At 63.4% G+C, this 25,376-nt stretch carries 19 protein-coding genes; 10 read left to right on the top strand and 9 right to left on the bottom strand.

Annotated elements, in window-relative coordinates; genetic code table 11:
- Window positions 1-38 precede the first annotated feature (38 nt).
- The 5 genes from DXH78_RS03590 (at window position 39) to DXH78_RS03570 (ending at window position 5,380) form a co-directional block, all read left to right on the top strand.
- On the top strand, window positions 39-1,247 hold the full coding sequence (locus DXH78_RS03590) for an ABC transporter substrate-binding protein (RefSeq protein WP_115515772.1): 1,209 nt from the start codon (window positions 39-41) through the stop codon (window positions 1,245-1,247).
- A 207-nt stretch (window positions 1,248-1,454) separates the two neighbouring features.
- On the top strand, window positions 1,455-3,350 hold the full coding sequence (locus DXH78_RS03585) for an ABC transporter permease (protein WP_115515771.1): 1,896 nt from the start codon (window positions 1,455-1,457) through the stop codon (window positions 3,348-3,350).
- On the top strand, window positions 3,347-4,111 hold the full coding sequence (locus DXH78_RS03580) for an ABC transporter ATP-binding protein (RefSeq protein ID WP_115515770.1): 765 nt from the start codon (window positions 3,347-3,349) through the stop codon (window positions 4,109-4,111). The genes DXH78_RS03585 and DXH78_RS03580 overlap by 4 nt, the downstream gene beginning before the upstream one ends.
- Complete coding sequence (locus DXH78_RS03575; RefSeq protein WP_115515769.1) at window positions 4,108-4,833, top strand: ABC transporter ATP-binding protein; 726 nt, start codon at window positions 4,108-4,110, stop codon at window positions 4,831-4,833. Before DXH78_RS03580 ends, DXH78_RS03575 begins: the two co-directional genes overlap by 4 nt.
- A gap of 85 nt (window positions 4,834-4,918) precedes the next feature.
- On the top strand, window positions 4,919-5,380 hold the full coding sequence (locus DXH78_RS03570) for a MarR family winged helix-turn-helix transcriptional regulator (protein ID WP_115517703.1): 462 nt from the start codon (window positions 4,919-4,921) through the stop codon (window positions 5,378-5,380).
- On the opposite strand, the gene DXH78_RS03565 is transcribed toward DXH78_RS03570, so the two are convergent.
- From DXH78_RS03565 to DXH78_RS03535, 7 genes are all read right to left on the bottom strand, one after another.
- Window positions 5,377-6,210, bottom strand: a complete 834-nt coding sequence (locus DXH78_RS03565; protein ID WP_115515768.1) for an amidohydrolase family protein — start codon at window positions 6,208-6,210, stop codon at window positions 5,377-5,379. The genes DXH78_RS03570 and DXH78_RS03565 overlap by 4 nt on opposite strands.
- A 40-nt stretch (window positions 6,211-6,250) precedes the next feature.
- On the bottom strand, window positions 6,251-8,527 hold the full coding sequence (locus DXH78_RS03560) for a xanthine dehydrogenase family protein molybdopterin-binding subunit (RefSeq protein ID WP_115515767.1): 2,277 nt from the start codon (window positions 8,525-8,527) through the stop codon (window positions 6,251-6,253).
- 15 nt (window positions 8,528-8,542) lie between these two features.
- The gene (locus DXH78_RS03555) at window positions 8,543-9,019 is read right to left on the bottom strand and encodes a (2Fe-2S)-binding protein (RefSeq protein WP_115515766.1); all 477 of its coding nucleotides are present in this window, start codon (window positions 9,017-9,019) and stop codon (window positions 8,543-8,545) included.
- Window positions 9,016-11,361, bottom strand: a complete 2,346-nt coding sequence (locus DXH78_RS03550; protein WP_115515765.1) for a xanthine dehydrogenase family protein molybdopterin-binding subunit — start codon at window positions 11,359-11,361, stop codon at window positions 9,016-9,018. Before DXH78_RS03550 ends, DXH78_RS03555 begins: the two co-directional genes overlap by 4 nt.
- Window positions 11,358-12,215 carry an FAD binding domain-containing protein gene (locus tag DXH78_RS03545; RefSeq protein WP_115515764.1) on the bottom strand — a complete coding sequence of 286 codons (858 nt, stop codon included), beginning with the start codon at window positions 12,213-12,215 and terminating at the stop codon, window positions 11,358-11,360. The genes DXH78_RS03550 and DXH78_RS03545 overlap by 4 nt, the downstream gene beginning before the upstream one ends.
- 178 nt (window positions 12,216-12,393) lie before the next feature.
- Complete coding sequence (paaG, locus tag DXH78_RS03540) at window positions 12,394-13,191, bottom strand: 2-(1,2-epoxy-1,2-dihydrophenyl)acetyl-CoA isomerase PaaG (protein ID WP_115515763.1); 798 nt, start codon at window positions 13,189-13,191, stop codon at window positions 12,394-12,396.
- A 2-nt stretch (window positions 13,192-13,193) separates the two neighbouring features.
- Complete coding sequence (locus DXH78_RS03535; RefSeq protein WP_115515762.1) at window positions 13,194-14,033, bottom strand: NAD(P)-dependent oxidoreductase; 840 nt, start codon at window positions 14,031-14,033, stop codon at window positions 13,194-13,196.
- Between the two features lie 147 nt (window positions 14,034-14,180).
- Here DXH78_RS03535 and DXH78_RS03530 point away from each other — a divergent pair, with 147 nt between their 5' ends.
- From DXH78_RS03530 to DXH78_RS03510, 5 genes are all read left to right on the top strand, one after another.
- Window positions 14,181-15,356 (top strand): ABC transporter substrate-binding protein, encoded by a 1,176-nt coding sequence (locus DXH78_RS03530; RefSeq protein ID WP_115515761.1) that lies wholly within the window; start codon window positions 14,181-14,183, stop codon window positions 15,354-15,356.
- A 132-nt stretch (window positions 15,357-15,488) separates the two neighbouring features.
- Entirely contained in the window at window positions 15,489-16,406 is a 918-nt protein-coding gene (locus DXH78_RS03525; RefSeq protein ID WP_115515760.1) for a branched-chain amino acid ABC transporter permease, read from the top strand.
- Window positions 16,406-17,422: a branched-chain amino acid ABC transporter permease gene (locus DXH78_RS03520; protein WP_115515759.1), complete on the top strand. Its 1,017-nt coding sequence runs from the start codon at window positions 16,406-16,408 to the stop codon at window positions 17,420-17,422. Before DXH78_RS03525 ends, DXH78_RS03520 begins: the two co-directional genes overlap by 1 nt.
- Window positions 17,419-18,180, top strand: a complete 762-nt coding sequence (locus tag DXH78_RS03515) for an ABC transporter ATP-binding protein (RefSeq protein WP_115515758.1) — start codon at window positions 17,419-17,421, stop codon at window positions 18,178-18,180. The genes DXH78_RS03520 and DXH78_RS03515 overlap by 4 nt, the downstream gene beginning before the upstream one ends.
- Complete coding sequence (locus DXH78_RS03510; protein ID WP_115515757.1) at window positions 18,173-18,895, top strand: ABC transporter ATP-binding protein; 723 nt, start codon at window positions 18,173-18,175, stop codon at window positions 18,893-18,895. Before DXH78_RS03515 ends, DXH78_RS03510 begins: the two co-directional genes overlap by 8 nt.
- A 6-nt stretch (window positions 18,896-18,901) precedes the next feature.
- Here the strand turns inward: DXH78_RS03510 and DXH78_RS03505 are convergent, their stop codons facing one another.
- Both DXH78_RS03505 and DXH78_RS03500 read right to left on the bottom strand, forming a co-directional pair.
- Window positions 18,902-22,033: an efflux RND transporter permease subunit gene (locus DXH78_RS03505; RefSeq protein ID WP_115515756.1), complete on the bottom strand. Its 3,132-nt coding sequence runs from the start codon at window positions 22,031-22,033 to the stop codon at window positions 18,902-18,904.
- A gap of 62 nt (window positions 22,034-22,095) precedes the next feature.
- Window positions 22,096-25,299, bottom strand: a complete 3,204-nt coding sequence (locus tag DXH78_RS03500; protein WP_115515755.1) for an efflux RND transporter permease subunit — start codon at window positions 25,297-25,299, stop codon at window positions 22,096-22,098.
- Between the last annotated feature and the right edge of the window lie 77 nt (window positions 25,300-25,376).

Here is a 25,376-nt window from a genome sequence, read left to right as displayed (position 1 = left end):
GACCTGATCCCAGGTGCCGCCACGCATGGAGTCGTCCGATGAAAGCCAAACACTATCTCAGTTCGCTAGCCTTCGTCCTCGCCGCCGGGTTGAGTTTTCCGGCGGTGGCACAGGATACGATCAAGATCGGTGAACTGAACAGTTACAAGTCGCAGCCCGCCTTCCTCGATCCCTACAAGAAGGGCATGGAATTGGCGCTCGAGGAGGTTAACGCCAAAGGCGGCGTCAACGGCAAGAAGATCGAACTGATCATCCGCGACGACGGCGGCAATCCCGGCGAGGCTGTGCGTGTTGCCGAAGAGCTGGTGACGCGCGAAGGCGTGGTGATGATTGCCGGCACCTTCCTGTCGCATATCGGCCTTGCTGTGACGAACTTCGCCGGCCAGAAGAAGGTGTTCTTCCTCGCCGCCGAGCCGCTCACCGACAAGATCACTTGGGAAAACGGCAACAAGTATACCTACCGCCTGCGCGCAACGACCTACATGCAGACGGCGATGCTGATGCCGGCCGCGATCGCCGCCAAGAAGAAGCGCTGGGCGCTGGTCTATCCGAACTTCGAATACGGCCAGTCGGCGGTCCAGAACTTCAAGGCGATGCTGCAGAAGGCCCAGCCGGACGTCGAGTTCGTCACCGAACAGGCCCCGCCGCTCGGCAAGGTCGATGCCGGTGCTGTGGCGCAGGCGATCGACGATGCCAAGCCGGACGCGATCTTCAACGTGCTGTTCGGGCCCGACCTCGCCAAGTTCGTGCGTGAGGGAAATACTCGCGGCGTGTTCAAGGACCGCACCGTGGTCAGCCTTCTGTCGGGCGAGCCGGAATATCTCGATCCGCTCGGCGCCGAAGCCCCCGTCGGCTGGGTCGTCACCGGGTATCCCTGGGACAAGATCAAGACGCCGGAACACGTCGCCTTCCTCACGGCGTACCAGAAGAAGTTCAACGACTATCCGCGTCTCGGTTCGGTGGTCGGCTACAGCACGATCAAATCGATCGCTGCAGGTCTCGCCAAGACCAAGGGCCTCGACGCCGACTCGCTGGTCGAAGCTTTCAAGGGCCTTTACGTGCAGAGCCCGTTCGGTCCGTTCCAGTATCGCGCCAGCGATCATCAGGCGACGATGGGTGCCTATGTCGGCAAGATCGCGCTCGAGAAGGGCAAGGGCACGATGGATGACATCAAGTACGTGGATGGCGCTTCCGTTCTGCCCGGCGACAACGAGGTCAAGAAGCTGCGTCCCGCCAGCGCGAACTGAACTCTTCTTATCCCTCCCCGTCCTGGGGAGGGTGGTCAGCCAACGGGGCGCCGCGAAGCGGCGCCCGACGACAGGCTACGCCGACCGGGTGGGGGCGCTTTGACGTCAGGTCCCACCCGGCCGCTCGCATAGCGCGTCGAAGACGCGCGTGAACGCGCTACTGTCTCGCAGCCACCCTCCTCTTTCAGGGGAGGGATAAGTGAAATCATGACCCTCAACGCTTTCCTGTTTCAGGCGCTTAACGGTCTTTCGACCGCCTCCGGCCTGTTCTTCATTGCAGCCGGGCTGTCGCTGATTTTTGGCGTCACGCGCATCGTCAATATCGCGCACGGGTCCCTCTATATGCTCGGGACCTATATCGCCTACACGCTGGCGACGAAGATCGGCGGTGCCTTCGGTTTCTGGGGCGGCATTGTTCTGACGGCCCTGTTCGTCGGCCTGATCGGCGCCGCGATCGAGATACTGCTGCTGCGGCGAATCTATCGAGCGCCGGAACTGTTCCAGCTGCTGGCGACATTCGCGCTGGTGCTGATGTTCAATGACATGACCTTGTGGCTGTGGGGTCCGGAAGACCTGCTCGGTCCGCGCGCGCCCGGCCTCACCGGCGCGGTCGAGGTCTTCGGCCGTCGGTTGCCGAGCTACGACCTGTTCCTGATCTTCATTGCGCCAGCGGTTCTCATCCTTCTGCATTTCGCACTCGCCAAAACGCGCTTCGGCCGCCTTATCCGCGCTGCGACGCAGGATCGCGAAATGGTCGGTGCGCTGGGCGTCAATCAGGCGGTACTGTTCACTTCGGTGTTCGCGCTCGGCTCGATGCTGGCCGGTCTGGGCGGCGCACTGCAGCTCGCGCGTGAGCCGGCCAATCTGGCGACCGACCTGATCGCAATCGGCGACGCCTTCGTGGTCGTCGTGGTCGGCGGCATGGGCTCGATCACCGGCGCCTACCTCGCCGCGATCATCATTGCCGAGGTCAAGGCGCTGTGCATCGCCATCGGCGTGGTCGATCTCGGCTTCGTCAAGTTCAACGCTTCGAAATTTACCCTGGTCGCCGAATTCATCGTCATGGCCATCGTCCTGATCGTGCGACCATACGGCCTGCTCGGCAAGCCGCAGGGCAATGTGCGTTCGGTTGCCGAGCCTGAAGAACCGACCCGGCCCGCGGCGCCGTTGCTGAAGGTTTTTGGCGCCATTGTCTTGCTGCTGCTGCTGGCCTTGCCGGTGATGGCGCAAAGCTCGCCCTATCTGATGGTGCTCGCCACCGATGTCCTGATCGCCGTGATCTTCGCCACCTCATTGCACTTCATCATGGGGCCGGGCGGCATGCACTCCTTCGGCCACGCCGCTTACTTCGGCCTCGGCGCTTACGGTGCGGCGCTGCTGGTCAAGCTCGCCGGCTTCCCGATGCTGGCGGCGCTGCTGGCGGCGCCCGCCGTCGCTCTGCTCGGCGCCTTGCTGTTCGGCTGGTTCGCCGTGAGGCTGTCCGGAGTCTATCTCGCCATGCTGACGCTGGCCTTCGCCCAGATCGTCTGGGCCGCAGTCTTCCAATGGGAAACCTTCACTGGCGGCTCCAACGGCGTGATCGGCGTGTGGCCGACCGCGCCGTTCAACAAGGCCTGGGTCTATTACCTGCTGGCGCTGACGCTGGCCGTCATCGCCGTGCTGCTGCTGCGCCGCTTCCTGTTCGCGCCGTTGGGCTATGCCATGCGCGCGGGCCGCGACTCGCCGCTGCGCGCAGAAGCCATCGGCATCGACGTCAAACACATTCACTGGCTCGGCTTCGCCATTGCCGGCTGCATTTGCGGCGTTGCCGGCGGTCTGTTTGCCTTTGCCAAGGGCTCGATCTCGCCGGAAGCGATAGCCGTCGGCCGCTCCATCGATGGCCTCGTAATGGTGTTGCTCGGCGGCATTCAGACCCTGGTCGGTCCAATTGTCGGCGCCTCGGTGTTCGCGTTGCTGCAGGATACGGTGATGCGGCAGACCGAATACTGGCGCGCGCTGCTTGGCTGCGTCATCCTCATACTCGTGCTGGCTTTCCCGCAGGGCATTGCCGGGGCGTTCTCGATGCTGCGGCGCGCCGAGAAGAAGTCGGGAGGTCGCGCATGAGCGTCCTGTCGGTCAACTCGCTTGGCAAATCCTTCGGCGGCGTGCGCGCCGTCGATAACGTTTCGTTCGACATTGGCAAAGGCGAGTTTCTCGCCTTGATCGGGCCGAACGGCGCCGGCAAGTCCACCACCTTCAACATGATCAATGGCCAGCTCGCGCCCGATGCCGGCGATATCCTCATCGGTGACCGAAGCATCGCCTGCATGCAGCCGCGCGACATCTGGCGGCTCGGCGTCGGTCGTACTTTCCAGGTCGCCGCCACCTTCGGTTCGATGACCGTGGTCGAGAATGTGCAGATGGCGCTGATCTCACACGCGCGCCGTATTCTCAATTTGTGGCGGCCGGCGTCGTCGCTGTATCGCGAGCGAGCCTTGGAACTGCTGGCGCAAGTCGGCATGGCGGACAGCGCCGACCGGCCGAGCCGCGAGCTCGCTTACGGCGACGTCAAACGCATCGAACTCGCGATTGCGCTCGCCAACGATCCGCAACTTCTCTTGATGGACGAGCCGACCGCCGGCATGGCGCCGCGTGAGCGCAATGAGCTCATCAAGCTGGTCAAGCAGCTCGTTATCGATCGCGGCATTTCAGTGCTGTTCACCGAGCATTCGATGGACGTGGTCTTTTCCTACGCCGACCGCATCATTGTGCTGGCGCGCGGGCGCCTGATTGCCGACGGCAACGCCGCCGCCATTCGCGATAATGCCAAGGTGCAGGAGGTCTATTTCGGCACCGGCAAGACATTTCAGGAGGCATCGTCATGAGCGAGACGATGCTTGATGTCGAAGGGCTGAAGGCCTGGTACGGCGCGGCGCAGATTCTGCACGACGTCTCCTTCACCGTCGGCCGCGGCGAGGTTGTGGCGCTGATGGGCCGCAATGGCGCCGGCAAGACCACGACCATGAAGGCGTTGATGGGGCTCGTCACCCGTCGTGGCGCGGTGCGCTTCAACAATGCCGACGTTGCGGCCTTGCGCCCATTCGAGATCGCGCGGCTGGGGCTGGGCTTCACGCCGGAAGACCGCCGCATTTTCTCCGAGCTGACCGTGATGGAAAATCTCGACATTGGCCGCCAGCCGCCGCGCCGATTCCCGGACGGTCAGCCGGCGCCGGTATGGACGCCGCAACGGTTGTTCGAACTGTTTCCCAATCTCGGTGAAATGCCGAACCGTCCCGGCGGACGCATGAGCGGCGGCGAGCAGCAGATGCTCACCGTGGCGCGTACGCTGATGGGGAACCCGCTGATGGTGCTGCTCGACGAACCGTCGGAGGGCGTTGCCCCTCTGATCGTCGAGCAAATGGCCAACACCATTATTGAACTGAAGAAAGAAGGACTGTCGATCCTGCTCTCCGAACAGAACATCCATTTCGCAAGACTGGTCTCGGATCGCGTTTATGTGCTGGAAAAGGGCGAAATCCATTGGCAGGGCACGATGGCCGAGCTGTCCGGTAATCTCGACATTCAGCGCGCTTATCTGACTGTCTAAGGGTGATTTCCGGGAAAAAGACTTCCTCTCCGGCGAATTCCCAGCCATGCTTTCGCAAATAAGACGAGCCGGGTTGGATCAGGTCATGGCGCGAAGCAAGCTCAAGGTCGCCAATGTGGCGGACGAAGCGGCGTCGGGCGTTTATGTGCTCGATGAGCAGGTCGGCTTTTTGATGCGCATCGCCACGCAGCGCCACACGGCGATCTTTACCGCCAATATGGTCGACGGCCTGACTCAGACTCAGTTTGCGGCGCTGGCCAAGCTCTACGAGACCGGGCCGTCGTCGCAGAATCAGCTCGGCCGGCTGATCTATCTCGATGCCGCTACCATCAAGGGCGTCGTCGATCGGCTGTCGGCGCGCGGTTTCGTCACCGCGCTCAGCGATCCGAAGGATCGCCGCCGCCGCGCGGTCACGCTCACCGATGAAGGTCGCCGCGTCACCGAAGCGGCGCTGCAAGTGGCAGCGCAGATCACCGCGCAGACATTGGCGCCGCTGACGGCGGCCGAGCAACGCACCGTTGCGACATTGCTGAAGAAGCTGGGCTAGAACCCGTACAGCGTGGCCGGGTTGTCGACCAAAATCTTGTGCCGTGTTTTCTCGTCCGGCACCCAGTCGAGCAGCATGTCGAGTGTCCAGGCGTCTTGCGGCGTCTTCGCGCCGGCCATGGGATAGGGCCAGTTCGAGGCCCACAGGCCGCGGTCCGGCGCGGTCTTGACCAGCAGCTTCGCCAGCCGGCCGACATCGTCGTAATAAGGCGGGCCAAGTTTCGAGGTCTCGTAAGGCGCGGCGAGCTTGTACCAGACCTTGCCGGTCTCCAGCAGGCGCAGCAGTGCCTTGAAGCCCGGATGATCGGGCTCAACGGGCTCCAGAAACTTGCCCTGATGGTCGATGGTCACCGTGGTCGGCAGCGCCTTGAGTCGCGCCTCGTGATCGGCCAGTTCACGGCCGTCGCACTGGAAGTTGACGGTCCAGCCGAACGGCGCCACGCGCGCCGCCATGGTCTCAAGCAATGACAGCGGCAACGGCGCGCCGGCCAGCATGAAAAAGCGGATGCCGCGCACGCCAAGCTTGGTCAGGCGGTCAAGTTCCTCGTCAGTCACGGTCTCGTCGACCACGACAATGCCGCGCGCACGCGGGCCCATGTCCGCCATGCATTTGAGCAGCAGTCGGTTGTCCTTGCCATAGGCGGAGGCCTGCACCAGCACGGTGCGCTCGATACCCATCTTGCGGCACATCGCAAGATAATCGGCAAGCGACGCGTCCGGCGGCGTCACCACCGCGGTCGCCGACGTCGGATAAGCCGAATCGTAGATATGGATATGACAGTCGCAGGTTCCTGCCGGCGCCTTTAGCTGCGGCACGCTGTCGTCGCTCATCGAAGCATTCCCCCCGTGGGCGCTTCCAAGGCGCCTGGTTCTATTTTTTGCAGATGGCGCGGAGGCGTTGCGGTGTCACCGGAAGGGTGAGGATCGCGCCCGGCCGTTGCAGGGCATCATCTATAGCAGAGGCGAGAACCGCGCCAACAGGGGTGGTGCCGCCTTCACCGGCGCCTTTCAGCCCCAGTGAATTGAGCGGGCTCGGCGCATCTTCGGTGATCAGAATTGATGATTCCGGCACTTCGTGCGCCGTCGGCATCAGATAATCGGCGAAGGTGACCGACAGCGGCTCGCCGCTTTCGTCGTAAAGAAATTCCTCGAACAACGCGCCGCCAATGCCCTGCGCCAGACCGCCGGCAATCTGGCCCTCCACGAGCATGGGATTGACCGCCTTGCCGACGTCGTAAGCCATTACATATTTTTCGATCGTTATGCCGCCAGTCTCCGCATCGACACGCACCGCGGCCACGTGGACGCCATAGGGATAGACCATGTGCGTCGACTCGAACGTGTCCTCGGCGATCAGTTCACCGGGCCTCGCCTTGGCGAGATCGGCTAGTTTCATCGACGGGCCGGGCACGCCGCCGATATGGACAATCTCGCCATCAACGATGTCGAGCTCCCCGGCGTCGGCCTGCATCAGTTCGGCAGCCAGTTTAAGGACATGGGTGCGCAGCCTTGTGGAAGCGCGCTTGGTGGCTTCGCCGGTCATCACCGTAACGCGCGAGGCGAAGGCGCCGAGGCCGCGGCCGATGCGATCGGTCTGGCCGTGGATGACATTCACCGAAGTGTAATCGACGCCGAGCGTCTCGGCGCAGATTTGCGCCATCGCTGTTTCAATGCCCTGACCCACCGACGCCGCCCCGGTGATCAGTTCGATGTTGCCGTCATTCTTCACTTCCACGCGCACGTCGTCGAACGGGCCGAGGCCGCTTTTCTCGACGAACATGGCGACGCCGGCGCCGACCATTTCGCCGTTGGCGCGCCGTTTGGCCATGTCCTTTTGCAGCTTCGGCCAGCCGGCGCGCTCCAGTGCCTTGTCCAGCAGCAATCCGTAATCGCCGGAGTCGTAGACGATGTGCGTGCCCAGCGTCTCGAGGCCCAATGTGTAAGGCATCGCGCTCTTCGACAGCAGGTTGCGCTTGCGGACTTCCACCTTGTCAATACCGACATTAGCGGCAATGGCGTCGAGCAGACGTTCGCGTACGAAAGTCGATTCATAGCGGCCCGGCGCACGATAGGTGCCGCATGGGGTCTTGTTGGTCAGGCGCAGGTGAGCGGTCGCGCGATAGGCGGGGATGCGATAGGGTCCCGGCAACATTGCGGCGGCAAGATCCGGTACGGTTGCCGCATGCGTTCGCATGTAGGCGCCGTTGTCGTGGAAGAATTCGTTGTCGATTGCGAGAATGCGGCCTTCGGCATCGATGGCGGCACGGACGCGGTGCGTCTGCTGCCGCGAGTGATTGGCCGAGATCAGATGCTCGCGGCGGTCTTCAATCCACTTGATCGGCTTTCTGAAGTGCAGCGCCGCGGCGCAGACAATCACGTCCTCGGGATAGATTTCGCCGCGAATGCCGAAGCCGCCGCCGACATGGCCTTCGAAGAGCTGGAAGTTGTCGCGGCTGCGGCCAAGCATGCGGCCCATCGTGTCGCGGTTCCAGTGCGGCACCTTGGCGGCGCCGTGCATTTCAAGGCGGTCGAGCGCTTCGTTGTAGTAGCCAATGGCGCCGCGTGTCTCGAGCGGCACGCCGGAATGACGGCCAACAGAGAGTTCGAGCGTGACAACGAAATCCGCGGCCTTGAATGCCGCATCGACGTCGCCATAGCCTTTGCGGATGATATCCGGCTCGGTGCTCTGCATGGTATCGAATGGCCCGGGGGCGTCGGTCGCGTTCATCACCGGCGCGAGCGGTTCGATGTCAAGTTCGACAATCTCGGCCGCGTCTTCGGCGAGATAGGCATTGTCGGCGAACACCACCGCCACCGGCTCGCCGACATAGCGCACGGTGTCGGACGCCAGGACGCGCTGCTGATACGGCTCCAGCGCCTTCAAGCCAGTGAGACGGAACGGGATCGGCGGAATATGGGCGACATCGGCGAAGGTCCACACGGCATGCACGCCGGGCATGGCGAGCGCGACCGAGGCGTCGATGCCGTTGAGTCTGCCGTGTGCGATCGGCGAGCGCACCACGCGCATCGCCCACTGGCCCGGGAAATTCACGTCGGCGGCGAAGCGGCCTCGGCCGGTGAGCAGCGGACGATCCTCCAGCCGCGGCACGGAACGGCCGATGAATTTCTTTTGCTTCGACTCAGCCATGACGGAGCGCCGGCATCACTTCCGCATCTCCTGCGCGGCCGCGCGCACGGACTTGATGATGTTCTGATAGCCGGTGCAGCGGCAGAGGTTCGACGATAGAACGTCGATCAGGTCCTCGTCGCTGATGTTCGGTTCACGCTCGAGAACGCCGACGGCCAGCATCAGGAAGCCGGGCGTGCAGAAGCCGCACTGCAGGCCGTGATTGTCCATGAAGGCCTGCTGCATCGGATGCAGTGTGTCGCCGTTGGCGAGACCCTCCACGGTGCGGATATTCTTGCCTTCAGCCTGCACGGCGAACATCAGGCATGAGCGCACCGGCGCATCGTCGACGATGACGGTGCAGGCGCCGCAGACGCCGTGCTCGCAGCCGATATGCGTGCCGGTCTGACCGCAATCCTCGCGGATTGCGTCCGCGAGCGTGCGGCGCGGCTCCACGGCGATGGCGTAGTCCTTGCCGTTGATGGTTAGCGTGATGGTGGCTTTATCGGTCATGTTGCTCTCTCGGCGTTGCGCAGCAACGCGCGGATGCGCTGCGGCGTGGCCGGAATGGTGTCGATCTCGACGCCAAACGGCGTCAGTGCGTCGTTGATGGCGTTGAGCACGGCGGCCGGCGGCCCGATGGTGCCGCCTTCGCCGAGGCCCTTGGCCTTGGTAATCGACTGCGTCGACAGCGTTTCCATGTGATGCAGCTCGATTGACGGAATTTCGTGCGCGGTCGGTGGCATGTAGTCGGCAAGGTTGGCGGTCAGGATCGCGCCCGATTCGTCGTAGATGATCTCTTCAAGCAGCGCGTTGCCGATGCCTTGCGCGACGCCGCCATGTACCTGGCCGTCGGCGATCATCGGATTAATGATGCGGCCGGCGTCTTCGGCAACCAGATAGCGTTCCACCTTGACGTGGCCGGTCTCGGCATCGAGCCGCACAAGGGCAACATGACAGGCGTTGGAGAAGGTGCCGGGCGGATCGTAGGTGCCGCTCTCGGTAAGGCCCGGCTCGATCTCGCCCTTGAAGCGGTGCGTCTGCGTGTAGGCTTCGCGGGCCATCGCCGCGATGGAAATGTCGCGGTCGGTGCCGGCGACTTTCGCTTTGCCGTCTTCCAGTACGATGTCGGTCTCGGCCGCTTCCAGCATGTGGCCGGCAATCTTCAGAAGCTTGGCGCGGATCTTTCGCGCCGCGATCAAGGTCGCGCCGCCGGAAATGACCAGCGAACGACTGGCGAAAGTGCCCCAGCCGTAGGGTGCCGTGTCGGTGTCGCCGTGGATCACCTTGATCATCTCCGGCGGCACGCCGATTTCGTCGGCAATGATCTGCGCCAAAGTCGTACGCAGGCCCTGGCCGTGCGGTGACGAACCGATGCGCGCCTCGACGAAGCCTGACGGATCGACGGTAACATGCACCGTCTCCCAGCCCGGTGTGATCGCCATGCCGCGTGCGGCGAAAGCCGGCGAGCCGTAGCCCGTGCGCTCGGAGAAGGTGGCAAAGCCGATGCCGAGATACTCGCCCTTGTCGCGCGCCAGTTGCTGGCGGGCGCGGAACGCCGGCATATTGATGGCTTCGACCGCTATCTCCATCGTTTCGCGATAGCTCGCCTCGTCGTATTCGAGGCCCATCGCCGACTTGTAGGGAAACTGCGTGATCAGGTTCCTGCGGCGGATGTCGATCGGGTCGACGGCGAAAGCCTTGGCGGCCTTGTCCATCAGTCGTTCGAGGGTAAAGGTAATGACCGGGCGCGACACGCCGCGATAGGCCGCCATGGTGCAGGTATTTGTCAGCACGCCGCGGGCGAGGCATTGATACTGCTGCACGTCGTAGGGGCCCGGCATTTCCGCCATGGCCATCAAGGGCTCGACGCCGCAGGTGGTGGGAAAGCAGGAATAGGCGCCGACATTGGAGAGCACATCGGCGCGCAGCGCGATCAGCTTGGCGTCTTTATCGAAAGCGCCTTCGAGCGTGACGTACTGGTCGCGCGAATGAAAAGAAGCGATCAGATTCTCACGGCGGTCCTCGGTCCAGGCGACGGATGTTTTCAGGTGCCGCGCCAGCCACGTCACCAGCACGTATTCGGTGCAGAGCGACATCTTCTGGCCGAAGCCGCCGCCGACATCGGGCGCGATCACACGCAAATCGGACTCCGGCATGCCGATGCAGTCCGCGATCGCCGTGCGCATCAAATGCGGCATCTGTGCCGTGCAGTGGAGCGTGATGCGGCCGGAGACCGGATCGTAAGCTGCGTGCGCCGCGCGCGCTTCCATCGGCGTCGCGTTCTGCCGGTGGGAGCGGGCATCGCAGCGTATTATCTTGGCGGCGGTTGCCCACACGTCATCGAAGCCCGGCGTCTTGGCTTCGCCCTTGAGGATGACATTGCCGGGCGCTTCGGGGTGAATTTGCCGCGCGCCGTCCTCGATAGCGGCGCGGCCGTCGACCACCGCGGCGGTGTCCTCGATCTCGATCTCCACCAGATCGGCGATATCCTCAGCTTCTTCCTCGCTTGCCGCGACCACGGCGGCAACCGCTTCGCCGACGAAACGCACTTCGCCATCGGCCAGGATCGGCTGGCCGACCGGTTTGTAATTGAACTTGTGCAGCATCGGCGTGATCTTCTTCACGCCCTTGATGTCGGCCGCGGTGATCACCATGGCGCCCTCGGGCGCAGTGATGCTCTTGATCGTGCCGGCCGCGTTAGGGCTGCGCACGAAGCGCACCCAACGTGCCGAAGGCAGGTCGCCAGTGAACCGGCCGCGGCCTTGTACCAAAGCCGGGTCTTCCAGCCGCCGGATCGAGCGTCCGACCCACTTCATGCCGTCGCCACCGGACCCTTTGGTGTGGGCGCTCATGGGAGGGAATGCTCCAGCGCGCGGCGCACCACGACCTTCACCAGATCGCGACGATATTCGGCGTTGGTCTGGTGATCTTCAAGCGGCTCGATGGCGGCGCTGGCCGCCTCGCCGGCGGCGCGGAAGGCCGCATCGCCAGGGGCCTTGCCATTGAGTTCAGTCTCGGCTTCCGGGATACGGCGCGGCGAGACTTCTGCGCCACCAAGGCCAACACGCGCGTCGAAGATCTTGCCGCCGTCGAGGCGATACGTGACGAGCGACGCCGACATGGCGAAGTCGCCGGCGCGGCGGCTGAATTCATAGAAGCCGAACTTCGTATCGGCCGGCAGCAGCGGCAGCCGGACCTCGGCGAGCAGTTCGTCCTCCTTCAGATGAGTCGACATGATGCCGTCGAAGAACTTGGCGACCTCGATCTCGCGCGTGCCTTTCACGCTGCGGGCCACCATCACGGCATCGAGCGTTGCCGCGCTCAGGCACCATTCCGATGAAGGATCGGCGTGGGCGAGGCTGCCGCAGAACGTGCCGCGCATGCGGATCGGATAATGCGCGATGTGCTTCGCCACATATGAAAGAAGCCCGCCCAACGGGTTCGCTGTGACCGGATTGTGAAAGGCTGCGTGGCGCACGCGGGCGCCAATCGTCAGGAATTGGCCGTCGTCAACGAGCTTGTCGAGGCCTTCAACCTCGTTGATATCCACGAGATGGGCCGGCTTTGCCAGCCGGAACGCCATGATCGGGACCAGGCTCTGCCCGCCCGCCAGGATACGCCCATCCTCGCCAGCCACGTCCGATAGCGTTGCGAGCGCCTCCTCGAGCGTGCGGGGCACATGACGGACAAAGGGCGCGGGCTTCATGCGGGCCTTCCTTCGCGCAATGCGGTCCGGAAATTCTAGTCGCTTTCCGTCGACCGTACGCTCCGAGATTGTATGTATGCTAACGATCTAGGATCGGCCGAGTCAACGGGCCGCCGCCAACAAAGATTGACTAAAATCCCGGTACCGGTTTGCCGCAGTGAAGCCGCCCGTCTGGCGGTCATTCGGCCTTGCGGCCGCGGAAATTCGGCTTCCGTTTTTCCATGAAGGCGCGCACACCCTCTGCGTAATCAGGCGACATCACCGCCTCGCGCTGCAAATCGCGCTCAAGGTTGAGTTGCTGGTCGAGCGTATTGGTCGCCGATGCATCGAGCGCGCGCTTGATCAGCGCCAGGCCTTGCGTCGGCGCGATGGCGAATTGTTCGCACAGCGCGATCGCCTCCGGTATCAGCTGATCATCATCGACACAACGCCAGATCATGCCCCAGTCCGCCGCCTGCTCAGCCGGCACCGGTTCCGCGGTCAGCATCAGAGCACGGGCGCGTGCTTCGCCAATCAGACGTGGCAGAATGTAGGTGCCGCCGGAATCGGGTATGAGCCCGATGCGCGCGAAGGATTGGGTGAAGGACGCTGAGCGCGCGGCAATGACGATATCGCAAGCGAGCGCAATGTTGGCGCCAGCTCCCGCCGCGACGCCATTGACCGCGGCGACGACCGGGAAGGGCAAAGCGTGCAGCCGCCGCACCAACGGGTTGTAGTACTTCTCCAGCGACTCGCGCGGTACCGGCTTTTCGCCAGGCTTGAGCAGGCGGTCGTTCAGATCCTGGCCGGAGCAAAATGCGCGCCCGGCGCCGGTCAGCAGGACCGCACGGCAATCCTCATCCGCTTCCGCCTCGTCGATGGCCGCGCGCAGTGCCTCGTGCATCGCATCGTTGAAAGCATTGAGCCGGTCTGGTCGGTTGAGCGTGACAACGCGATAGCCGGCCCGGCGCTGAACGAGAATGGATGGTTCCGACATGGCTACTGCTTAAGGAAAGAGTCGAGGATGGCGGTTTTACGATTGTCGCCGGCGACGTCGGCGGCAATCTCTTCGTAAAGTCTGGCCGCGGCATTGAACATCGCGCTTTCGGGATGTTCGGTGCCGACGAAGTTGGCGATCTCGTCGAGCTCCGGCCCCCAGCGATAGGCCTTGCCGTACATCGGCGGGACCATGCGCTCAAAAAACCGCAGCAATTCAGGCTGGCTCTCGGCGAGCTCTGCCTTCAGCGCCTGGGCGGAGCCGCCGCGCTCCGACGCGAGCACCATGGCCGCGCCGAGCGCAGTGAGCCCCTTGGTGATGCCGGCATAGGACATCTTGAGCGCCGATGCGGCGGTGAGCGGGCCGTCAAGGACGCGGACGATCAATCCGAATTCGTTGAGCGCGCTGAACGCACTGGCCCGGTCGCCGGAGGCATAGAATTTCGTTGCGGTCGAGCCGGGCCTGGGCGGGGGCCCGATGATGCCGGCATCGACGAACCTACAGCCGGTCGTCGCGATAATGTCGGCCACGGCCTGCGCGGTTGTCGGCGACACCGCGTTGCAATCCACAAAGATGGTCCGGCGGCTGCCCGCAGCCAGTGCCGGGGCCAGACGCTGCGCCAAGGCCACCGCCTCGGCCGGCGGCACGATTGACAGCAGGAAATCGGCCTCCGCCAGCGCATTGTCACCGGCGTCCCGCATGCCCGCGGCGGCGGCACGCTGCCGGCTTGCCGGGCTACGGCCGCCGAGCGAGGTCAGAACGGTCGCGCCTTTGGCATTAAGGCAACTGGCGACGCCGGCGCCCATCGAACCGGGCGCAACAATGGCAACGGTAGGGGACATGGTCCGGCCAATTCAGAATTATAGTTCGACGCAGTCATCATATCGCATCGCCGCGAACGGTTCACCGTAGACGGTAGAGCGGCTTTCCCGGTAGATTATCAGATGAATGCATAAGGAGCCTGAAGGGCTCGAAGGGGAGGAAATAAAATGCGTAAGACGATTCTGGCGGCAGGTGCCGCGATCATTCTGGCGGCCCAACCGGCCGCCGCTCAGAACAAGACCATCAAGATCGGCTTCGTCTCGACCTTCAGCGGTCCGACGGCGGTGATCGGTAATGACATGCGCAATTCCTTCGAACTGGCGCTCGATCACATGGGCCGCAAGATGGGCGGCATTCCGGTCGAGGTGATTTACGAAGACGACCAGCAGAAGCCGGACGTCGGCAAGCAGAAGACCGAGAAGCTGATCGAAAGCGACAAGGTCGATTTCATCACCGGCTATATCTGGTCGAACGTGCTGCTCGCCTCGGTGAAGCCGGCCTTCGACTCCAAGACATTCCTCATCAGCGCCAATGCCGGCCCGCACCAGCTCGCCGGCGAAGGATGCTCGCCCTACTTCTTCTCGACTTCGTGGCAGAACGACCAGACGCCGCAGGCCATGGGCCTCTACATGAACCAGAAGGGCGTCAAATCGGTGTTCCTGATCGGCCCGAACTACGCCGCCGGCAAGGACATGCTCGCGGGTGTGTCCTCGACCTTCAAGGGCAAGGTGGTCGGCCAGGAACTGACGACGTGGCCGTCGCAGCTCGACTTCTCGGCCGAACTTGCCAAGGCCAAGGCGTCTGGCGCCGAGGCGATCTTCGTGTTCTATCCGGGCGCAGCCGGCGTGCAGTTCCTCAATCAGTACGTGGCGGCGGGTCTGAAGGGCACGATGCCGCTCTACACCGTGTTCACTGTCGACGAATTGTCGTTGCCGCTGCAGAAGGACAACGCCATTGGCGTGCCGGGCGCGCAGCAGTGGGTGAACGACCTGCCGGGCGCAGAGAACAAGAAGTTCGTCGCGGACTATCGCAAGAAGTACACCGGCCTGCGTCCGACCTATTACGGCGCCCAGGCTTATGACGCGGCGCAGCTGATCAACTCGGCCGTGGTCGCCACCAAGGGCAACCTGTCGGACAAGGCGGCTGTGCAGAAGGCCATGGAAAAGGCCGACTTCAAATCGCTGCGCGGCGGCTTCAAGTTCGGCAACAACCACTTCCCGATCCAGAACTTCTACCTGCAGGACGTGGTCAAGGACGCCGACGGTCAGCTCTCGCTCAAGACCGTCGCGACCATCGTCAAGGACGACCAGGACCGTTTCGCCGGCAAGTGTCCGATGAAGTAGTCTTTCTCCCGCATCACAAGGCGGCGGAAGCGGTAACGTTTCCGCCGTCTTGCTTTATGCTATCCAGTCATTTCAGGGGGCGGTGCAGGCCGCGACCCGCAATGATGCAGACCTGATCGTGACCGCAGAACCATGACCCTTTTCATCGAGCAGTGCCTGAACGGATTGCAGTTCGGCCTGCTGCTGTTTCTGCTGGCCGCGGGGCTGACGCTCGTCTTCGGCATCATGGACCTCGTCAATCTCGCGCACGGCTCGCTCTACATGATCGGCGCCTATTTCGCCGCAACCTTCTCGGCGCTTACCGGCAGCTTCCTGCTCGGCGCCGTCCTGGCGCTCATCGCGACGCTCGTGGTCGGCATGGTGGTGGAGGTGGTCGCGATGCGCAGGCTGTATGGCCGAGACCATCTCGATCATGTGCTCGGTACTTTCGGTCTGATCCTGTTCTTCAATGAGCTGGTGCGTCTCGTCTGGGGCCCGGCGGGTCTGGCGCTGCCGCTGCCCGGCTGGCTGCAGCAGCCGATCGAGATCGTTCCCGGTGTGCAGTATTCGGCCTACCGCCTTTCCATCATCGTGGTGTCGCTGATCGTCGCCGGCGGCCTTTACGTGCTCGTGATGCGCACCCGCATTGGCATGCTGATCCGCGCCGGCGCGTCGAACCGTGAGATGGTCGGCGCCCTCGGCGTCAACATTCAGTTGCTCTACACGCTCGTCTTCGGTCTCGGCGCCGCGCTCGCCGGGCTCGCCGGACTGATGCAGGCGCCGATCCTCACCGTGCAGATCGGCATGGGCGAGAACATCCTCATTCTTGCCTTCGTTATTACCGTTATCGGCGGTATCGGTTCGATCCGCGGCGCGCTGGTGGCGGCCTTGTTCGTTGGCTTCATCGACACGCTCGGCCGCGCCTTCTTTCCCGATCTGTTGCGCATGGTGCTGCCCTCGGCGGCGGCCTCGACGGCGGCGCCGGCGCTGTCGTCGATGCTGATCTATCTCTTGATGGCGATCGTGCTGATCGTGAAGCCCGAAGGTCTGTTCTCGGCAGGACAGCGCTGATGCCGTCGCTTACGATCCGCAATACCGTTGTCGCGCTGGTCATCGTCGCGTTGCTGCTGCTGCCGGTCTATTCCTATTTGGCCGGCGACCGCTTCATGCTGACCTTGTTTACCCGCATCGTAATCTTGGCGCTGGCGGCGGTGAGTCTCAATTTCATCCTCGGCTTCGGCGGCATGATGAGCTTCGGCCATGCCGTCTATCTCGGTCTCGGCGGCTATGCCGTCGGCATGCTGTCCTACGAGGGCATCCATTCCGGCTTCATCCAGTGGCCGGTGGCGCTCGGCGTGTCGGCGCTGTTCGCATTGGTGATCGGCGCGCTGTCGCTGCGCACGCGCGGTGTTTACTTCATCATGATCACACTAGCCTTCGCGCAGATGGCCTACTACATCGTCTCCGGCATCGCCCGCTACGGCGGCGACGACGGTCTGACCATCGACACGCGCAGCCGCTTCTTTCCGCCGCTCAATCTGTCGGACAAGACGCAGTTCTATTATGTCTGCCTGTTCTTCCTGCTCGCCGCGGTTTATCTGACCTTCCGCATCGTCAATTCGCGCTTCGGCATGGCGTTGCAGGGTATCCGCTCCAACGAACTGCGCATGCGCGCCATCGGTTTTCCCACCTATCGCTATCGTCTCGTCGCCTTTGTCATTGCCGGCGTCATGTGCGGCCTGTCCGGCGCTCTGCTTGCCAATCAGGCCGATTTCGTCTCGCCATCGGTGATGTACTGGACCCGTTCGGGTGACCTCATCATCATGGTCGTGCTGGGCGGCATGGGCACCGTGGCGGGCCCCGTGATGGGCACCATCGCCTTCCTGGTGCTCGAGGAAATCCTGCCGGTCATCATCAAGTTCATCGGTCTGCCCTTCGTCGGCACCGCGGCGGCCGGCCGTGCCTCGGAATACTGGATGATCGTGATGGGGCCGCTCCTGCTGCTGGTCGTGCTGTTTGCCCGCGGCGGCATTGACGGCCTGCTGATGAAGCTCGACGAGCGCTTCGGCCTGCGGAGGCAGCCATGAGCGCTCCGCTTCTCGATATCTCGCATCTGGCCAAGCGTTTCGGCGGCATCGTCGCCACCGACGATGTCTCGATCGCCATCCCGCAGGGCGAATTGCATGCGCTGATCGGCCCGAACGGCGCCGGCAAGACCACGCTGATCGCCCAGCTCTCCGGCTCCATCTTCGCCGATTCCGGACGCATCGCTTTCGATGGCGAGGACATTACTCGGCTGCCGATGCAGAAGCGCAGCCACATCGGGCTGGCGCGGTCGTTCCAAATCACATCGCTGTTTCTCGATCTCAGTGTGCTCGACAATGTCGCGCTCGCCGTGCAAGCCCATGCTGGACACTCGTTCCATTTCTGGCACGCTGCGCGCAGCGAGTCGGATTTGCGCAAGCCCGCCCGCGAGGCGCTGGCGCGCGTTGGCCTTGCCGGTAGCGCGGATCGCGTTACGGCCGCGCTCAGCCACGGCGAGCATCGCCTGCTCGAACTCGCTATGGCGCTTGCCAGCAAGCCGCGTATGCTGTTGCTCGACGAGCCGATGGCCGGCCTCGGCCCCGAAGAGTCGGCGCGCATGGTGGACATGCTGCGCGATCTCAAGCGCAACTACACCATCCTGCTGGTCGAGCACGATATGGAAGCGGTGTTCGCGCTCGCCGATCGCATCACGGTGCTGGTCTATGGCCGGGTCATCGCTACCGGCGTTCCGGCCGAAATCCGCGCCAATACGCAGGTGCGCGAAGCCTATCTCGGCGATGCGGAGGCGGCGCATGGTTAGTCAGGATCTGGCCGAACCGATCCTCAGCCTTGACGGCGTCGAGACCTGCTACGGCCAGAGCCAAGTGCTGTTCGGCGTGTCGTTCGCCATTCAGCCCGGCGAGATGGTGACGCTCATGGGCCGCAACGGCATGGGCAAGACCACCAGCGTGCGCTCGATCATGGGGCTCACCATGGCGCGCGCCGGCTCGATCAAATTCATGGGCGAGGAAATCCGCGGCCTGGCGGCCTATCGGATCGCCCAGCGTGGCATCGGCCTGGTGCCGGAGGGCCGGCAGATCTTCCCCAATCTCACGGTGCGCGAGAATCTTGTCGCCACGGCGGTTTCCCGCGACGGCGGCGAATGGACCCTGGAGCGCGTCTACGAACTATTTCCGCGTCTGGCCGAACGGGCCACGAGCATGGGCAACCAGTTGTCCGGCGGCGAGCAACAGATGCTGGCGGTTGGCCGCGCGCTGATGACCAATCCGCGCCTTCTCATTCTCGACGAAGCGACCGAAGGCCTTGCACCGTTGATCCGTCAGGAAATCTGGAATTGTCTGGCGCGGCTCAAACAGTCCGGCCTCTCGGTGATGGTGATCGACAAGAATGTCGGCGCGCTGATCAAGGTCGCCGACCGGCATTTCATGATCGAGCGCGGCAAGGTGGTGTGGTCGGGATTGTCCGCCGAACTTACCGGCAATACCGAAGTGCAGCATCGGTATTTGGGCGTTTGACGCAAGCTATTCCGCCGGCTGGATGCTCGGCGACGGCGGCAGTCGCCGCTTGATGAAGCCCGGCACACCGCCGCCGAAGCGGTGGTGCAATTTGTCGAGCCAGAGATAGATCACCGGCGTCGTGTAGAGCGTCAGAATCTGCGACACCAGCAGCCCGCCGATAATGGTCATGCCCAGCGGGCGGCGCAATTCCGAGCCCGGGCCGGTAGCAAGAATGAGGGGCAGCGCCCCGAGCATGGCGGCGAGAGTCGTCATCAGGATCGGGCGGAAACGCGCCAGACAAGCCTCATGAATAGCCTGAACAGGCGACAGGCCGCGCACGCGTTCGGCCTCCAGCGCAAAATCGACCATCATGATGCCGTTCTTCTTGACGATGCCGATCAACAGAATGATGCCGATGAAGGCGATCACTGTCAGCTCAGCACCGAACAGATGCAGGGCGAGCAGGGCGCCGAGACCCGCTGACGGCAGCGTCGAGATGATCGTGAGCGGATGGATCAGGCTCTCATATAGAATGCCGAGCACGATATAGACCGCGACCAGTGCGGCGATCAGCAACAGGCCTTGCGCGCCGGCGCTTTGCTGATAGGCCTTGATGTCGCCGGCGAATTCGGTGCGGACCTGGTCGGGCATGTGCAGCTCGGCGACGGCTTGCGACAGCGCCGCGGTCGCCTGCTCGATCGGCACGCCATCGCGGATGTTGTACGAGATCGTCGCTGACGGGAATTGCCCCTGATGATTGACCACCAGCGGCGTCAGCCCGCGCGTGACATGGGCCACGGCCGATAACGGCACCATGGCATTGCCGTTGCCAGGCACGTAGACATTCGAGAGGTCGTTGGGGTCGCGTCGGAAGTTCTGCGCCACTTCGAGTACGACGCGATACTGGTTGCGCTGCGTATAGATGGTCGAAATCTGGCGTTGCGAGAACGAGTTGTTGAGCGCGTTGTCGATATCCTGAATGCTGACGCCAAGGCGCGAGGCAGCCTCGCGATCAATCTTGATGTCGGCCTGTAGGCCGCCTTGCTCGCGGTCGGTGGCGACATCCCTTAACTCCGGCAATTGCTTGGCGCGTTCGACCACGCGCGGGACCCAGGTTTGCAGCGCGTCGATATCGGCGCTCCACAGCGTGAACTGGTACGACGAGTCGCTTTGCCGTGCGCCCATGCGCAGTTCCTGCGTTGGCACCAGGAAGACGCGGACGCCGGCAAGCTGGTTGAGTTTTGTGCGCAGTCGCGCCACCACCGCCTGCGTCGTCACATTGCCGCGTTGTTCGAGCGGCTTGAGGCTGACGAACAGGCGGCCGCGATTGACCGAACCACCGAAGCCAGACGAGCCGACGGACGAGCCGAGCCCCTCCACAGCCGGATCGGCAAGGACGATGTCCATCGCCTGCAATTGCAGTTTCTCCATCGCCTCGTAGGAGATATCAGGCGAGGCCTGGGTGCCGCCGAACAACAGGCTGCTGTCGTCCTGCGGGAAGTAGCCTTTCGGCGCCTTGATAAAGAGGCCGACGGTGAGCGCGATGGTGGCGACGAATGCGATGAGCCCCAGCGCGCGGTGCTCAAGTATGAAAGACAGGGTGCGATCGTAGAAGCGGAGCATGCGCGACAGGATCGCTTCGACGCGACGGTCGAGCCAGGTGGCGTTGGGGCTGGGCGGTTCGCGCACGAAGTAGGCGCAGATCATCGGCGTGACCGACAGTGACACTACAGTTGAGACGGCGATGGCGAAAGCCAGCGTCACCGAGAATTCGCGGAACAGCCGGCCAACGATGCCGCCCATGAATAAAAGCGGGATGAAGGCGGCAACCAGCGACACCGAAATCGACACGACCGTAAAGCCAATCTGCTTCGCACCGAGCAGGGCGGCGCGCAGCGGGCGGTACCCCTTCTCCATGAAGCGGAACATGTTTTCGATCATGACGATGGCGTCATCGACGACGAAGCCGATCGATACAGCGAGCGCCATCAGCGAGAGGTTGTCGATGGAGTAGCCGGCCACCCACATTGCTGCGCAGGTACCAGCGAGCGACAAAGGCACCGTGATGCCGGCGGCGAGCGTTGCCGCGGTGCGCCGTAGGAACAGGAAAACGACGAGCATCACCAGAACGGCGGAAGCCGCGAGCGTCATCTGCATGTCGAGCACGCTGGCGCGGATGGTCAGGGTACGGTCGTTGAGTACCTTGATCTCGAGCGCCGCTGGAATCCACTGCTTCAGTTCCGGCAACAGCTCATAGATTCGATCGACGGTGTCGATGACATTGGCGTCGGCCTGCTTTGTAATGATCAGCAGAACGGACGGGTCGCGATTGTACCAGCCGGCGGAGCGGGTGTTGCGTACGCTCGGCCGGATAGTGGCCATGTCGGACAGGCGGATGACGTTGCCGTTCACGGTGCGCACCACGATCGGGTCATACTGGCCCGGCTCGCGGAGCTGGTCATTGATGCCGATAGTGACCGCGCGCTTGTCGCCCTCGAAGGTGCCGAGCGGCCCTTGCGCGTTGGAATTGGCGATTGCCGTGCGCACCTGTTCGAGCGTTGTGCCGGTGGCACTGAGTCGGTCGGGGTCGACACGGACGCGGATCGCCGGCTGCTCGGAACCGGCCACGGTGACATCGGCTACGCCTTCGACCTGGCTCAAACGCTGCACGATGATGCTGTCGGCGGCGTCGTAAATGGCGCTGCCCGGCATGGTCTTCGACGTCAGCGCCAGGATGAGCACCGGCGCGGCGGCCGGGTTCATCTTGCGGAAGGTCGGTACCGATGGCAGGTCGCTCGGCAGATCGGTCATCGCCGCGTTGATGGCGGCTTGTACGTCACGGGCCGCGCCGTCGGCATCGCGCGACAGGTCGAACTGCACATTGATGCGGGTCGAGCCCTGCGAGCTTTGCGACGTCATTTCGGTGACGCCCGCAATTTCGCCCAGCCGCCGCTCCAGCGGTGCGGCGATCGTTGCCGCCATGACGCTCGGATCGGCACCGGGGCGCGACGCGCTGACGCTGACGGTCGGGAATTCCACGCTCGGCAGGCTGGCGACGGGCAAAAAGCCGTAGGCCACCGCGCCGGTCAGAAACAGGCCGATCGCCATCAGCGTCGTGCCGATGGGCCGCCGGATGAATGGCCAGGAGAAGTTCATGGCGCCTGCTTCGGGCGCATGCCCTTATCCGAAAACCGGTTCCCACTTTTCGGCAACATGCGCTACTCCGCCGGTTGCGCGGCGGGGCGCGGCCGCTGCGGTGCCACCCAAAGGCGCAGGCGCTCCATATAGAGATAGATCACCGGCGTTGTGTACAGCGTCAGCAACTGGCTGAGGATCAAACCGCCAACAATGGTGATGCCGAGTGGATTGCGCAGCTCCGAGCCGGTGCCACTTTCGAGCGCCAACGGCAGCGCACCGAATAGGGCGGCGAGAGTCGTCATCATGATTGGACGGAAGCGCAGCAAGGCCGCTTGCACGATCGAATCGCGCGGGCTCATGCCTTGTTCACGCTCGGCATCGAGCGCGAAGTCGATCATCAAGATGGCGTTCTTCTTCACGATGCCCATCAAGAGCACGATGCCGATCAGCGCAATGACGCTGAGATCGTAGCCAGTCAGGATGAGTGCCAGCAACGCGCCGACACCGGCCGACGGCAATGTCGAGAGAATCGTCAGCGGGTGAATGAAGCTCTCGTACAGCACGCCGAGCACGATATAGATCGCGATCACCGCCGCGAGAATGAGCCACGGTTCGCCCTCCAGCGATTTGGCAAACTCCGCGGCGTCGCCGGAATAGCTGCCGCTCACCGACGCCGGCATGCCGAGTTCATTCTGGGCCTGGGTGATGACCTTCACCGCGTCGGACAGCGCATAGCCCGGCGCCAGATCGAAACTGATCGTTACCGACGGGAACTGTTCCTGATGCGCGATGGCGAGCGGCGCGGCCGTGTAGTCGAAGCGCGCGAACGCCGCGAGCGGAACCTGGTTGGAGCCGGTGACTGTGTTCGGTGTCGCGCTGGTATTGGTGTTGGTCGTGCCGGACGCGGTGTTGCCGGCCGTCGCGGCGGTGCCGGTCGAGGTCGTAGCGCCGGTGACATAGATCTTCGACAGCGCGGTCGGATCCTGCTGATAGCGCGGCTGCGCCTCGAGGATGACGCGATACTGATTGGCCTGGCCGTAGATCGTCGAGATCTGCCGCTGCCCGAACGCATCGTACAGCGTGTCGGTGACGCTCTGCATCGACACGCCCAGCCGGCCGGCCTTCTCGCGGTCGACATTGACCATGATGCGTGGCCCCCCTTCCTGTGCCTCGGAGGCTACCTCGCGCATGGCCGGATTGCTGCGCAGCCGCTGCGTCAGTTTATCGCTCCAACTCACGACTTCGGCGGCATCGCTGCCCGTCAGCGTGTACTGGTACTGCGCGCGGCTTGCCCGCGTCGAAATCTGGATGTCCTGGGTCGCCTGGAAATAGACTGTCATGCCGGGAATGCCGGTGACCTTCCGCTTTAGCCGCTCGATGATAGGCGCGACCAGATCGTCGCGTTCGCTGCGCGGCTTCAGGGTGATGGCGATGCGGCCGGCATTGGGCGTAGCATTGAGCGGCGATACGCCGATTACGGAGACGACGCTGGCGACATCGGGATCGGCGCGTAGGATCGTCTCGATCTCGGCCTGCCGGCGCTGCATCTCGGCAAAGGAAACGTCGGTGCCGGCTTCGGTCACGGCGGTGATCTGCCCGGTATCCTGGATCGGCAGGAAGCCCTTGGGCATTACGATATAGAGCACGACGGTCGCGGCCAGGGTCACGAACGTGGCGATCAAAGTGGCCCGTTGCCGTTGCAGCACCCATTCAAGGCTGACGCGATAGGCCTCGATCGTGCGGTCGGTCAAGTCCGAAAAGCGCTGCGTCAACCTGTGCCCGAGGCCCTTCTTCTCGTTTTCGTCCTCGCGCCGCAGCAGCTTCGCGCACATCATGGGCGTCAGTGTCAGCGATACGACGGCGGAAGCGACAACGGCGATGGTCAGCGTCAGTGCGAATTCGCGGAACATGCGGCCTACCAGGCCGGTCATGAACAGCAGCGGGATGAACACCGCGATGAGCGACAAGGTCAGCGAGATGACGGTGAAGCCAATCTCCTTTGCACCTTTCAGTGCGGCCTGCAGCGGATTCTCACCGTCCTCGATATGGCGAACGATGTTCTCGATCATGACAATGGCGTCGTCGACCACGAAGCCCGTGCCGATGGTCAGCGCCATCAGCGAGAGGTTGTCGAGCGAGAAGCCGGCGAAATACATGATGCCGAAGGTTGCGATCAGCGACAGAGGCAGTGCCACGCCGGCGATCACGGTGGCGCGGATGGTGCGTAGGAAGATCAGCACCACCAGCACGACGAGTGCGATCGATAGCACCAGCGTGAATTGCACGTCGTGGATCGAGGCGCGGATGGTATCGGTGCGGTCGGTGACAACGGTCAACTTGGCGCCGGCCGGCAAGGTGCGTTGCAGGCGCGGCAATTCGTTGCGCAGCCGCTGCACGGTGTCGATCACGTTGGCGCCGGGCTGACGCTGAACGTCGATGACGATAGCCGGCCTGCCTTGATAGGTGGCACCGACCTGGTTGTTTTCCAGCCCATCGATTACATCGGCAATGTCGGACAGCAGCACCGGCGCACCGTTGCGATAGGCGACAGTGATGTGCTGGTACGCCTTGGCATTGGCGAGTTGGTCGTTGGCGGCGATGGTGTAGGATTGCTGTGCGCCGTCGAGCGCGCCCTTGGCGCCCGACACGTTGGCGCTGACGATGGCACTGCGCAGGTCTTCCAGCGCGATGCCATAGGCAGCGAGCCGCGACAGGTCCGCTTGGATGCGCACCGCCGGCTTGATGCCGCCCTGCACCGAGACGCGGCCGACGCCGGACACTTCGGAAAGGCGCGGCGCCATGATGGTATTGGCCATGTCGGAGAGTTCGCGCAGCGCGATATTGTCGGAGGTGATCGCCAGCGTGATGATCGGCGAATCGGCAGGGTTCACCTTCGAATAGACCGGCGGATAGGGCAGGTTGCGCGGCAGCGTCGAACCCGCGGCGTTGATGGCGGATTGCACATCCTGCGCTGCCGAGTCGATGTCGCGGTTGAGGTCAAACTGCAGCGTGATCTGGCTGATGCCGAACGAGCTCGACGAGGTCATCGTCTGCAACGCCTGGATTTGTCCAAATGATCGTTCGAGCGGTGCGGTGATCAGCGCGGCTACGGTGTCTGGATTGGCGCCGGGCAGTTGCGTCGTCACCTGCACGGTCGGAAAATCGACTTGCGGCAACGCGGATACCGGCAGCCACCAGTAGCCGAGCGCTCCGCCGAGCATCACCGCGACGCCAAGCAGCGATGTAGCGATGGGCCGGAGGATGAAGGGTGAAGAGACGCTCATAGTCTCATGTCATTTCGGGTTGTCTCGAAGGGCCGAACGCGGAATCCAGAAGCAAGGGAAGACATATGGAGCCGGAT

It is taken from the genome of Undibacter mobilis (assembly GCF_003367195.1).
Lineage (GTDB): Bacteria > Pseudomonadota > Alphaproteobacteria > Rhizobiales > Xanthobacteraceae > Pseudolabrys > Pseudolabrys mobilis.
Note: the sequence above shows the minus strand (reverse complement) of the source record. Positions and strands in the feature narration are given on the sequence as shown.